Origin of the sequence: Pseudomonas huaxiensis (assembly GCF_003231275.1) — a bacterium.
Lineage (GTDB): Bacteria > Pseudomonadota > Gammaproteobacteria > Pseudomonadales > Pseudomonadaceae > Aquipseudomonas > Aquipseudomonas huaxiensis.
Map to the genome: position 1 here is coordinate 56,737 of NZ_QKVL01000025.1, position 11,404 is coordinate 68,140.

Annotated in this window: 11 protein-coding genes; 8 read left to right on the top strand and 3 right to left on the bottom strand. The window is 64.3% G+C overall.

All coding sequences use genetic code 11. From position 1 onward, the window contains the following. Positions 1-10: 10 nt before the first annotated feature. The 6 genes from DM374_RS22250 to pdeM are packed head-to-tail and all read left to right on the top strand — an operon-like array spanning position 11 to position 6,532. A complete protein-coding gene (locus DM374_RS22250; protein WP_095154910.1) occupies positions 11-739 on the top strand; it encodes an ABC transporter permease in 729 nt (242 codons plus the stop codon). Beyond that, a complete protein-coding gene (locus tag DM374_RS22255) occupies positions 736-1,446 on the top strand; it encodes an ABC transporter permease (RefSeq protein WP_095154909.1) in 711 nt (236 codons plus the stop codon). Before DM374_RS22250 ends, DM374_RS22255 begins: the two co-directional genes overlap by 4 nt. 8 nt (positions 1,447-1,454) lie before the next feature. Next, on the top strand, positions 1,455-2,570 hold the full coding sequence (locus DM374_RS22260; protein WP_110971839.1) for a succinylglutamate desuccinylase/aspartoacylase family protein: 1,116 nt from the start codon (positions 1,455-1,457) through the stop codon (positions 2,568-2,570). A gap of 10 nt (positions 2,571-2,580) precedes the next feature. Beyond that, the gene (locus DM374_RS22265; RefSeq protein ID WP_110971840.1) at positions 2,581-3,345 is read left to right on the top strand and encodes an ABC transporter ATP-binding protein; all 765 of its coding nucleotides are present in this window, start codon (positions 2,581-2,583) and stop codon (positions 3,343-3,345) included. A gap of 60 nt (positions 3,346-3,405) precedes the next feature. Further along, a complete protein-coding gene (locus DM374_RS22270) occupies positions 3,406-5,889 on the top strand; it encodes a ligase-associated DNA damage response DEXH box helicase (protein ID WP_110971864.1) in 2,484 nt (827 codons plus the stop codon). Further along, on the top strand, positions 5,873-6,532 hold the full coding sequence (gene pdeM, locus DM374_RS22275) for a ligase-associated DNA damage response endonuclease PdeM (RefSeq protein ID WP_110971841.1): 660 nt from the start codon (positions 5,873-5,875) through the stop codon (positions 6,530-6,532). The genes DM374_RS22270 and pdeM overlap by 17 nt, the downstream gene beginning before the upstream one ends. A 1-nt stretch (position 6,533) precedes the next feature. Here pdeM and DM374_RS22280 read toward each other — a convergent pair whose 3' ends face one another. Together DM374_RS22280 and dcd are read right to left on the bottom strand one after the other, a co-directional pair. Continuing rightward, positions 6,534-6,764, bottom strand: a complete 231-nt coding sequence (locus DM374_RS22280; RefSeq protein ID WP_095154905.1) for a hypothetical protein — start codon at positions 6,762-6,764, stop codon at positions 6,534-6,536. A 99-nt stretch (positions 6,765-6,863) separates the two neighbouring features. Then, positions 6,864-7,430, bottom strand: coding sequence for a dCTP deaminase (dcd, locus tag DM374_RS22285; RefSeq protein ID WP_042122772.1), 567 nt, complete (start codon positions 7,428-7,430; stop codon positions 6,864-6,866). A 345-nt stretch (positions 7,431-7,775) separates the two neighbouring features. Between dcd and DM374_RS22290 the strand changes: the two genes are divergently transcribed. Continuing rightward, positions 7,776-7,985: a cold-shock protein gene (locus DM374_RS22290; RefSeq protein ID WP_028943495.1), complete on the top strand. Its 210-nt coding sequence runs from the start codon at positions 7,776-7,778 to the stop codon at positions 7,983-7,985. A 107-nt stretch (positions 7,986-8,092) separates the two neighbouring features. On the opposite strand, the gene apbC is transcribed toward DM374_RS22290, so the two are convergent. After that, positions 8,093-9,187 carry an iron-sulfur cluster carrier protein ApbC gene (gene apbC, locus DM374_RS22295; RefSeq protein ID WP_110971842.1) on the bottom strand — a complete coding sequence of 365 codons (1,095 nt, stop codon included), beginning with the start codon at positions 9,185-9,187 and terminating at the stop codon, positions 8,093-8,095. A gap of 155 nt (positions 9,188-9,342) precedes the next feature. On the opposite strand from apbC, the gene metG reads away from it, so the two are divergent. Further along, positions 9,343-11,385 (top strand): methionine--tRNA ligase, encoded by a 2,043-nt coding sequence (gene metG, locus DM374_RS22300; RefSeq protein ID WP_110971843.1) that lies wholly within the window; start codon positions 9,343-9,345, stop codon positions 11,383-11,385. The last annotated feature ends 19 nt before the right edge of the window (positions 11,386-11,404 follow it).

Sequence of the window (11,404 nt, forward strand, 5' to 3'; positions counted from 1 at the left end):
GGTTCGCTTCATGTTCGACGATCTGCTTGCGCTGCTCGGGCTTTCGGCGTTCAGCCTGAAGGGCTTCGGCCCACTGTTGTGGCAGGGCACCTGGATGACCCTGAAACTGTCTTTCATGTCGCTGCTGGTCGCCGTCGGCCTGGGATTGCTGGGCGCCAGCGCCAAGCTCTCGGCACTGCGCATGCTGCGCCTCCCCGCCCAGCTCTACACCACGCTGATCCGCGGCGTGCCTGACCTGGTGCTGATGCTGCTGATTTTCTACAGCCTGCAAACCTGGCTCACCAGCCTCACCGACTACCTGGAATGGGAATACATCGAGATCGACCCGTTCGCTGCCGGGGTCATCACCCTGGGCTTCATCTACGGCGCCTATTTCACCGAGACCTTCCGTGGCGCGATCCTCGCCGTGCCCCGCGGCCAGGTCGAAGCGGCCACGGCCTACGGGCTCAAGCGCATGCAACGCTTTCGCTTCGTGGTCTTCCCGCAAATGATGCGCTTCGCCCTGCCGGGCATCGGCAACAACTGGATGGTGATGCTCAAGGCCACCGCGCTGGTGTCGATCATCGGCCTCGCCGACCTGGTCAAGGCCGCCCAGGACGCCGGCAAAAGCACCTATCAACTGTTCTTTTTCCTGATCGTGGCGGCGCTCATCTACCTGTTGATCACCAGTGCCTCGAACATCGCCCTGCGCTGGCTGGAACGGCGCTATAACGTCGGCACCCGGGAGGCACTGCGATGATCGAACTGCTACAGGAATACTGGCGCGCCTTCCTCTACACCGACGGCACCCACATCACCGGCCTGGCCATGACCATGTGGCTGCTGAGCGCCTCGCTGGCTATCGGCTTCCTCGTTTCCATCCCACTGTCGATCGCCCGGGTTTCGCGGCGTTTCTGGGTACGCTGGCCGGTGCAGTTCTACACTTATCTGTTCCGTGGCACGCCGCTGTATATCCAGTTGCTGATTTGCTACACCGGCATCTACAGCCTCGCTGCGGTGCGCGAACAGCCGCTGCTGGATGCGTTTTTCCGCGACGCGATGAACTGCACCATCCTCGCCTTCGCCCTCAACACCTGCGCCTACACCACGGAAATCTTCGCCGGGGCGATCCGCGGGATGAACCACGGCGAAATCGAGGCCGCCCGCGCCTACGGCCTGCAAGGCTGGAAACTCTATGCTTACATCATCATGCCGTCCGCATTGCGGCGCTCGCTGCCGTTCTACAGCAATGAGGTGATCCTGATGCTGCACTCGACCACCGTGGCCTTTACCGCCACCGTGCCCGATATCCTCAAGGTGGCCCGGGATGCCAACTCGGCCACCTTCCTGACGTTCCAGTCGTTCGGCACCGCGGCAATCATCTATCTGTGCGTCACCTTCGCCCTGGTCGGTCTGTTCCGCCTCGCCGAACGGCGTTGGCTGGCCTTCCTCGGCCCCGCTCACTAGGACTTTTCATGCACCACAAGACCCACGACCTTCTGGCCCCGGTCCCCGGCATTTCCCGCCAGATCCACAGTTTCCACTTCGGCCCGCGGGCCGGCGGCAAGATCTATATCCAGGCCTCGCTGCACGCCGACGAACTGCCCGGCATGCTGGTGGCCTGGCACCTCAAGCAACGCCTCGCCGAACTGGAAAGCCAGGGACGCCTGCGCCAGGAAGTCGTTCTGGTGCCGGTGGCCAACCCGGTGGGCCTTGAGCAGGTGTTGATGGACGTGCCGCTGGGCCGCTACGAGTTGCAGAGCGGCGAGAACTTCAACCGGCGCTTCGTCGACCTGTCCGACCTGGTCGGCGACCAGATCGAAGGCCACCTGAACCAGGACCCGCAGCACAACGTCGAGCTGATCCGCGAGAGCCTGCGCCGCGCCCTGGCCGGGCACCCGGCGCACACGCCGCTGCAGTCCCAGCGCCTGACCCTGCAACGGCTGGCCTGCGATGCCGACATGGTGCTGGACCTGCATTGCGACTTCGAAGCCGTGAAACACCTCTACACCACGCCGGAAGCCTGGGCGCAGGTCGAGCCGCTGTCGCGCTACCTCGGGGTGCAGGCCAGCCTGCTGGCCACCGACTCCGGCGGGCAGTCGTTCGACGAGTGCTTCACCCTGGTCTGGTGGCAATTGCAGCAGCGGTTCGGCAAGCATTTCCCGATTCCGATGGGCAGCTTCTCGGTCACCGTCGAGCTGCGCGGCCAGGGTGACGTCAGCCATCCGCTGGCCCAGGCCGACTGCCAGGCCATTCTCGATTACCTGACCCACTTCGGCGCCATCGACGGCGAACCCGCGCCGTTGCCGCCGCTGCTGTATCCGGCCACGCCGCTGGCCGGCGTCGAGCCGGTCGCCACGCCGCTGGGCGGGCTGCTGGTGTTTCATGTCAGCCCCGGTCAGTACCTGGAAGCCGGGCAACTGGTGGCCGAGGTCATCGACCCGCTCAGCGACCGCGTGACCCCGGTGCATAACGTCCAGCCGGGCCTGGTCTACGCCCGTTCGCTGCGGCGCATGGCCACCGCCGGGATGGTCATCGCCCACGTCGCCGGCCGCGAGGCCTACCGAAGCGGTTATCTGCTGTCGCCATGAGGGCTTGTGCGTGTACAAACTGACCATCGAAGACCTTCACAAGAGCTACGGCGATCACAAGGTGCTCAAGGGTGTCTCGCTCAAGGCGAACACTGGCGACGTCATCAGCCTGATCGGCGCCAGCGGCTCGGGCAAAAGCACCTTCCTGCGCTGCATCAACTTCCTCGAACAACCCGATGACGGGCGCATGACCCTGGACGGCAAGGATATCCGCATGGTCCATGACCGCCATGGCCTGCATGTCGCCGACGCCGATGAGCTGCAGCGTCTGCGCACGCGGCTGGCCATGGTTTTCCAGCACTTCAACCTGTGGAGCCACCTCAGCGTGCTGGAGAACATCTGCATGGCGCCACGCCGCGTGCTGGGGGTGAGCAAGCACGAGGCCGAAGAACGCGCGCGCCGCTACCTGGACAAGGTCGGCCTGGCGCCACGGGTCGCCAACCAGTACCCGGCGTTTCTCTCCGGTGGCCAGCAGCAACGGGTAGCCATCGCCCGCGCGTTGGCGATGGAACCAGAGGTGCTGCTGTTCGACGAACCGACCTCGGCCCTCGACCCGGAACTGGTGGGCGAAGTGCTGCGGGTGATCCAGGGCCTGGCCGAAGAAGGCCGGACCATGATCATGGTCACCCACGAAATGGCCTTCGCCCGCCAGGTCTCCAGCCAGGTGATGTTCCTCCACCAGGGACTGGTGGAAGAACAGGGCACGCCGGCCGACGTGCTCGGCCAGCCGAAGAGCGAGCGGCTGCAGCAATTCCTGCGGGGCAATCTGAAATAAAACCAATGCGTCCGGCCGATGGTCTGTGAAGACACAGCCCTCATCGAGCCGGACGCGCCCATGCCAGTCAGCCCCAACCTCGCCGATGCCTGGTTCGCCGCCCGCGGCTGGACGCCGTTCGCCTTTCAGCGGCAGGTCTGGGCGGCGGTAGGCCGCGGCGAATCCGGCTTGCTGCACGCCAGCACCGGCGCGGGCAAGACCTACGCGGTGTGGCTGGCCGCCTTGCGCGCCTTCGCTGGCAAACCCGTCATCAACGCCAAGCGTCCCCAGCCTGCGCCCTTGCAGGTACTGTGGATCACGCCGATGCGCGCCCTCGCCGCCGATACCGCCCGCGCCCTGCAGGCACCACTGGACGAGCTGGAACTGCCGTGGAGCGTCGGCGTGCGCAGCGGCGACACCAGCAGCGCCGAACGCGCCCGCCAGGCCCGACGCCTGCCCAGCGCGCTGATCACCACCCCGGAAAGCCTGACCCTGTTGCTGACCCGCGCCCAGGCCGAAGACGACTTCGCCAGCCTGCGCATGGTGGTGGTCGACGAGTGGCACGAATTGCTCGGCAACAAGCGCGGCGTGCAACTGCAACTGGCCCTCGCGCGCCTGCGCCGCTGGCATCCGCAGTTGGTGGTGTGGGGGTTGTCGGCGACCCTCGGTAATCTTCCCCACGCCCTTGACGTGCTGGTGCCGGAAAATGGCCGGCTGATCGAAGGTCGCCAGGACAAACGCCTGCTGGTGGACAGTCTGCTGCCCGCCACCATCGAGCGCTTTCCCTGGGCCGGGCATATGGGCCTGAATCTGGTCGAGCCGGTCTGTCGGGAGATCGACGACTGCCACAGTTGCCTGGTCTTCACCAACACCCGCGCCCAGGCCGAACGCTGGTATCAGGCGCTGCTGGAAGCCCGTCCGCAGTGGGCCGGACTGATCGCCCTGCACCACGCCTCACTGGCCCGCGGCACCCGCGAATGGGTCGAGCGCAATCTCAAGGAAGGCGGGTTGAAGGCGGTGGTGTGCACCTCGAGCCTGGACCTCGGCGTGGATTTCCTGCCGGTGGAGCGGGTCCTGCAGATTGGCTCGGCCAAAGGCGTGGCGCGGCTGATGCAGCGCGCCGGTCGCTCGGGGCACGCGCCGGGGCGGGCGTCGCGCATCACCCTGGTGCCGACCCACAGCCTGGAACTGGTGGAAGCCGCCGCCGCGCGCCAGGCCCTGGCGGCCGGGCATATCGAGGCGCGGCAATCACCTCGACTGTGCCTGGACGTGCTGGTACAGCATCTGGTGAGCATGGCGCTGGGCGCGGGCTTCAGGCCGCTGGAACTGCTCAAGGAGGTTCGCACCACCTTCGCCTTTCGCGACCTGCGCGACTGCCAGTGGCAATGGGCGCTGGATTTCGTCCGGCATGGCGGCAACTCCCTCAGCGCCTATCCGGATTACCAGCGGGTCGAGGCCCATGCCGACGGTATCTGGCGGGTCGCCAGCGAGCGCTTGGCGCGACGGCATCGCATGGGCATCGGCACCATCGTCAGCGACGCAAGCATCCAGTTAAAGTTCTGGAGCAAGGGCGGCGGCGGCACGAACCTCGGCAGCGTCGAAGAAGCCTTTATCGCCCGTCTGCGGCCCAACGACGCCTTCGTCTTCGCCGGGCGGGTGCTGGAGCTGGTGCGGGTCGAGAACATGACCGCCTATGTGCGGCGCAGCACCGCGCGCAAGGCCGCACTGGCGCGCTGGAATGGCGGACGCATGCCGCTTTCCAGCGAACTGGCCGACGCCGTGGTGGAGCAGTTCGATGCCGCTGCCAAGGGGCTATTCAGCGGCGCGGAAATGCAGGCCGTGCGCCCGCTGCTGGAGTTGCAGGCCGCTTGGTCGGCGCTGCCGACGCAACACAGCCTACTCGCGGAAACCTGGCTCTCGCGGCAGGGCTGGCACCTGTTTCTCTACCCCTTCGCCGGGCGCATGGCCAACCTCGGGCTGGCCAGCCTGATCGCCTGGCGGGCGAGTCGCGAGCAGCCGCTGAGTGTGTCCATCGCGGTCAACGACTATGGCTTCGAACTGCTGAGCCCGACCGCCGTGGACTGGGCCAGTGTCCTGCCGGCAGCGTTGAGCGCCGACAACCTGCTCGAAGATGTGCTCGCCAGCCTCAACGCCGGGGAAATGGCCCAGCGGCGATTTCGCGAGATCGCGCAGATTTCCGGGCTGGTGTTCGGCGGCTACCCTGCCGCGCAGAAAAGCACCCGGCAGATCCAGGCCTCCAGCGGGCTGTTTTTCGAAGTTTTCCGGCGCCACGACGCCGACAACCTGCTGCTGGGCCAGGCACGGGATGAAGTGTTGCGCGAGGAACTGGAAATCGAGCGGCTGCATCGCCAGTTGCTGAAGATGAGCAGCCAGCGCCTGGACCTTCACGAACTGCATCGGCCGGGGCCGTTGGCCTTCGCGCTGGTGGTCGAGGGCATGCGCGAAACCATGAGCACGGAAAAGCTCGCCGACCGTATCGCACGGATGGTCGCCGACCTGGAAAAAGCTGCAGACGGGGGGCGCCGGAATGCACGAGCACTGTGAAATCGAGCTGTGCGGCGAGCGCCTGTGGCTGCTCGCCGATCGCGCGCTGTATTGGCCTGCACGCAAGGCGCTGCTGCTGGCCGACGTGCATATCGGCAAGGCCGCCAGCTACCGCGCCCAGCATCAGCCAGTGCCGCGTGGCACCACCGCCGCAACCTTGCAGCGGCTGGACGCCCTGCTGGAAAGCTATCCGAGCGAGCAACTGGTGGTGCTGGGGGATTTCATCCATGCCCGCCAAGGGCGCGCGCCAGCCACCCTGGCGCTATTGCAGGCCTGGCGTGAACGCCACCCGGCATTGCAGATCCGCCTGATTCGCGGCAATCACGACCGGCATGCCGGAGATCCGCCCCACAGTCTGGGCATCGAGATGCTGGACGAACCCTGGTTGCTGGAGCCCTTCGCCTTGCAGCACGACCCCGTGGCTCACCCGACCCACCCGGTGCTGTGCGGGCATGTGCACCCGGTCTGCGTGTTGCACGGCAAGGCACGCCAACGTCTGCGCCTACCGTGCTTCGTGATCGACGAGCACGTCAGCCTGCTGCCGGCGTTCGGCGAATTTACCGGCGGTTGGCGAGTGACCCCGGCCGCACCGGCCAGGATATTCCTGGCGGGCGCCGGCAGGGTCTGGCCGCTGGCGCGCTGAATCAGGCTACCGGAGCGGGCGGCGGTTCATCGGGAAGGGTGGGTTCGCCGGGTTCCATCGGTGGATTTTCACCGGGTTGCGGCGGTTGCGGGGTATCCGGGTCGGGCTGGCCGGGGACACCGCCAGCGTGCATCGCCGGATGCGGATGGGCCAGCAGCGACCATACCGGCAGCCCGATGTGGTTGGGCTGCAGCACGGCCAGCTTGGCGCTGATTGCGGGATCGAGTTTCATTGGCTGCTCCTGACGAGGTCCGGCGCACGTCGTGCGCGCCGGGACGGTTCATCTTCTTGGAGTGCCACAAGGCGGGGGAATTCCCACCAGTTCGTCGGTTCAGGTACGCGGCAGGGTGACGCCGCGCTGGCCTTGGTATTTGCCGCCACGGTCCTTGTAGGAGACTTCACATTCCTCGTCGGACTCCAGGAACAGCATTTGCGCCACGCCTTCGTTGGCGTAAATCTTCGCCGGCAGCGTGGTGGTGTTGGAGAATTCCAGGGTCACATGGCCTTCCCATTCCGGTTCCAGCGGCGTGACGTTGACGATGATGCCGCAACGGGCGTAGGTGCTCTTGCCCAGGCAGATGGTCAGCACGTTGCGCGGAATGCGGAAGTACTCGACGGTGCGGGCCAGCGCGAAAGAGTTCGGCGGGATGATGCAGACGTCGCTCTTGACGTCGACGAAGCTGCCGGCGTCGAAGTTCTTCGGATCGACGGTGGCCGAATTGATGTTGGTGAACACCTTGAATTCATCGGCGCAGCGCACGTCGTAGCCGTAGCTGGAGACACCGAAGGAGATCAGCTTGTCGTTGCCGTCATTACGCACCTGGCGCTCGACGAACGGCTCGATCATGCCGTGTTCCTGCGCCATGCGGCGAATCCACTTGTCCGATTTGATGCTCATGGCGGGGTGTCCTGAAGTAGCGTGGTGAAAAAGGTGAGCGGCATCTTACCGGGACGAGCGCCCGCTTCAAAGAATTAGCCTGCATCCGGCCGTCGATCCATTAGTGGCGAATGGCTACAGCCCGCAAACGGCGCCGTCAGTCATGAATTGTGCAAAAGCCGCGTAAGACCATTGGCACCTCGAAGAAAAACCGGTAAGGTGCCGACACTGTGCTGCACGCTGTCACTGAGAATCTCTACTCGATGCAAGATCTCGATCAACCATCCATGAATTTTCTGTCTTTTTGCACTCAGTCTCGGCCAGGGCGTTCCTGAGCCGGAAAACTTTTGTCCAAGGAGACAGACCATGTCCAATCGCCAAACCGGTACCGTTAAGTGGTTCAACGATGAAAAAGGCTTCGGCTTCATCACCCCACAATCCGGTGACGACCTGTTCGTACACTTCAAAGCCATCAAGGCTGACGGCTTCAAGAGCCTGAAAGAAGGCCAACAGGTCTCTTTCATCGCTACCCGCGGTCAGAAAGGCATGCAAGCTGAAGAAGTTGAAGTTATCTAACTTCTGCTTCATCGCTTGAAAAAACCCCGCTCTCGAGCGGGGTTTTTTTATGGGCGATAGGTTCTTGCAGGCCCGCCGCGCAACAGCGCAGCAGGCCGGGCTCACACTCAGTCGTCGCTGACAGTGATATTCGGCATCGCCGGGGCCGCCGCTTCCTGCAATACCAGGCGCGCACCCACCGAGCGGGCCAGTTCCTGATAGACCATGGCAATCTGGCTTTCCGGCTCGGCGATCGCGGTAGGCTTGCCGTTATCGGCCTGCTCGCGGATCAGCATCGACAGCGGCAGCGAAGCCAGCAGTTCAACACCGTACTGCGCCGCCAGCTTCTCGCCACCACCTTCGCCAAACAGGTGCTCGGCGTGACCACAGTTCGAGCAGATGTGCACGGCCATGTTTTCCACCACACCCAGCACTGGAATGTTGACCTTGCGGAACATTTCCACGCCTTTCTTCGCATCGAGCAAGGCCAGGTCCTGCGGCGTGGTGACAATCACGGAACCAGCGACCGGCACCTTCTGCGCCAGGGTCAACTGGATGTCGCCAGTGCCCGGCGGCATGTCGATCACCAGGTAGTCGAGGTTATCCCAGGCGGTCTGGGTCACCAATTGCAGCAGCGCTCCGGACACCATCGGACCGCGCCACACCATCGGCGTGTTGTCGTCGGTCAGGAAGGCCATCGACATGACCTCGACACCATGGGCCTGCAACGGCACGAACCACTTCTGGTCCTTGACCTGCGGCCGCGTGCCTTCGGCAATGCCGAACATCACACCCTGGCTCGGGCCATAGATGTCCGCGTCGAGAATGCCCACCCGGGCGCCTTCACGGGCCAGTGCCAGCGCAAGGTTGGCGGCGGTGGTGGACTTGCCGACACCGCCCTTGCCCGAGGCCACGGCGATGATGTTCTTGACGTTGGCCAGCCCCGGAATCTGTGCCTGGGCCTTGTGCGGCTCGATCACGCAATCGATGCTCACCTTCGCCGCGCTCACACCGTCCAGGCCTTCGAGCGCGGTCTGCAGCACCTGGGCCCAGCCGTTCTTGAACAGGCCAGCGGCATAGCCCAGTTGCATCTGCACGTTGACGCGGCCGTCCTGAATCTCGATGGCGCGGACGCTGCCGGCGCTGACGGGATCCTGGTTCAGGTAAGGGTCGGTGTATTGACGAAGGACGGCTTCAACCGCTGCGCGAGTGACGGCGCTCATGGAGACTCCCGATAAAAAGGCTGAGTAAAACAGGCCGCTATGCTAACCCGCGAGCCACCGTCGGGACGTCCACAGGGTGAAATAAATTTCCCGGCGCTTTATAGTGGCCGATCACGTTTTCCTCCTGTTTAGCCGAATAAAGTAGCCGAGCCCCCATGTCCGAGCCACGCCAGATCCTTGTCACCAGTGCCCTGCCCTATGCCAACGGTTCCATCCACCTTGGCCACATGCTTGAGTACGTCCAGACCGACATGTGGGTGCGCTTCCAGAAACACCGTGGCAACCAGTGCATCTATGTATGCGCCGACGACGCTCACGGCTCGGCGATCATGCTGCGCGCGGAAAAAGAAGGCATTACCCCGGAACAGTTGATCGACGGCGTCCAGAAGGAACATGCCGGCGACTTCGCCGACTTCCTCGTCGACTTCGACAACTTCCACTCCACCCACGCCGAAGAGAACCGTGAGCTGTCCAGCCACATCTACCTGGCACTGCGCGACGCTGGCCATATCGCCACCCGTTCGGTGACCCAGTACTTCGACCCGGACAAGAAAATGTTCCTGGCCGACCGCTTCATCAAGGGCACCTGCCCGAAATGCGCGGCGGAAGACCAGTACGGCGACAACTGCGAGAAGTGCGGCGCCACCTACGCGCCCACCGAGCTGAAGAACCCCAAGTCGGCCATCTCCGGCGCCACTCCGGTGCTCAAGGACTCCCAGCACTTCTTCTTCAAGCTGCCGGACTTCCAGGCCATGCTCCAGGAGTGGACCCGCAGCGGCACCCTGCAGGACGCCGTGGCCAACAAGCTGGCCGAATGGCTGGATTCCGGCCTGCAGGAGTGGGATATCTCCCGTGACGCGCCGTACTTCGGCTTCGAGATTCCGGACGAGCCGGGCAAATACTTCTACGTCTGGCTGGACGCGCCGATCGGCTACATGGCCAGCTTCAAGAACCTCTGCGCCCGCCGCCCCGAACTGGACTTCGACGCCTTCTGGAACAAGGATTCCAAGGCCGAGCTGTACCACTTCATCGGCAAGGACATCGTCAACTTCCACGCCCTGTTCTGGCCCGCCATGCTGCAGGGCGCCGGCTACCGCAAGCCGACCGCGATCAACGTGCACGGCTACCTGACCGTCAACGGCCAGAAGATGTCCAAATCCCGTGGCACCTTCATCAAGGCCCGCACCTACCTGGATCACCTGTCGCCGGAATACCTGCGCTACTACTATGCGTCCAAGCTGGGCCGCGGCGTCGATGACCTGGACCTGAACCTCGAAGACTTCGTGCAGAAGGTCAACTCCGACCTGGTGGGCAAGGTGGTCAACATCGCCAGCCGCTGCGCCGGCTTCATCCACAAAGGCAACGACGGCGTGATGGTCGCGGGCGATGCCGCCCCGGAACTGACCGAAGCCTTCCTCACCGCCGCGCCGAGCATCGCCGAAGCCTATGAGGCACGCGATTTCTCCCGTGCCATGCGCGAAATCATGGGTCTCGCGGACCGCGCCAACGCCTGGATCGCCGACAAGGCGCCATGGGCCCTGGCCAAGCAGGAAGGCAAGCAGGATGAAGTCCAGGCGGTCTGCGCCCAGGGCATCAACCTGTTCCGCCAACTGGTGATCTTCCTCAAGCCGGTGCTGCCGGTACTGACCGCCGAGGCCGAAGCCTTCCTGAACGTCACGCCGCTGACCTGGAACGACCACCTGACCCGCCTGGAAAACCACAAGCTGAACCCGTTCAAGGCGCTCATGACCCGGATCGACCCGGTCAAGGTCGAAGCCATGGTTGAAGCCTCCAAGGAAGACCTGGCCGCCAGCCAGGCCACGTCGGCACCTGTCGGCAACGGTGAGCTGGCCAAGGACCCACTCTCTCCCGAGATCGAGTTCGATGCCTTTGCCGCGGTAGACCTGCGCGTTGCTCTGATCCTCAAGGCCGAAGCCGTCGAGGGTGCCGACAAGCTGCTGCGCCTGACCCTGGATATCGGTGACGAGCAACGCAACGTGTTCTCCGGCATCAAGTCGGCGTACCCGGACCCGGCCAAGCTCGAAGGTCGCCTGACCATGATGATCGCCAACCTGAAGCCGCGGAAAATGCGCTTCGGCGTTTCCGAGGGCATGGTCATGGCCGCCGGTCCTGGCGGCGAAGAAATCTACCTGCTCAGCCCTGACAGCGGCGCCAAGCCGGGTCAGCGCATCAAGTAAAACCAGCGCCCCGGCCTCA

Bases quoted from the DNA above. Each gene is read 5' to 3' on its own strand.
- DM374_RS22280 (WP_095154905.1), bottom strand. From the start codon at position 6,764: ATGAAACTCGATCCCGCAATCAGCGCCAAGCTGGCCGTGCTGCAGCCC.
- DM374_RS22250 (WP_095154910.1), top strand. From the start codon at position 11: ATGTTCGACGATCTGCTTGCGCTGCTCGGGCTTTCGGCGTTCAGCCTG.
- DM374_RS22255 (WP_095154909.1), top strand. From the start codon at position 736: ATGATCGAACTGCTACAGGAATACTGGCGCGCCTTCCTCTACACCGAC.
- DM374_RS22270 (WP_110971864.1), top strand. From the start codon at position 3,406: ATGCCAGTCAGCCCCAACCTCGCCGATGCCTGGTTCGCCGCCCGCGGC.
- DM374_RS22260 (WP_110971839.1), top strand. From the start codon at position 1,455: ATGCACCACAAGACCCACGACCTTCTGGCCCCGGTCCCCGGCATTTCC.
- metG (WP_110971843.1), top strand. From the start codon at position 9,343: ATGTCCGAGCCACGCCAGATCCTTGTCACCAGTGCCCTGCCCTATGCC.
- DM374_RS22290 (WP_028943495.1), top strand. From the start codon at position 7,776: ATGTCCAATCGCCAAACCGGTACCGTTAAGTGGTTCAACGATGAAAAA.
- apbC (WP_110971842.1), bottom strand. From the start codon at position 9,187: ATGAGCGCCGTCACTCGCGCAGCGGTTGAAGCCGTCCTTCGTCAATAC.
- pdeM (WP_110971841.1), top strand. From the start codon at position 5,873: ATGCACGAGCACTGTGAAATCGAGCTGTGCGGCGAGCGCCTGTGGCTG.
- dcd (WP_042122772.1), bottom strand. From the start codon at position 7,430: ATGAGCATCAAATCGGACAAGTGGATTCGCCGCATGGCGCAGGAACAC.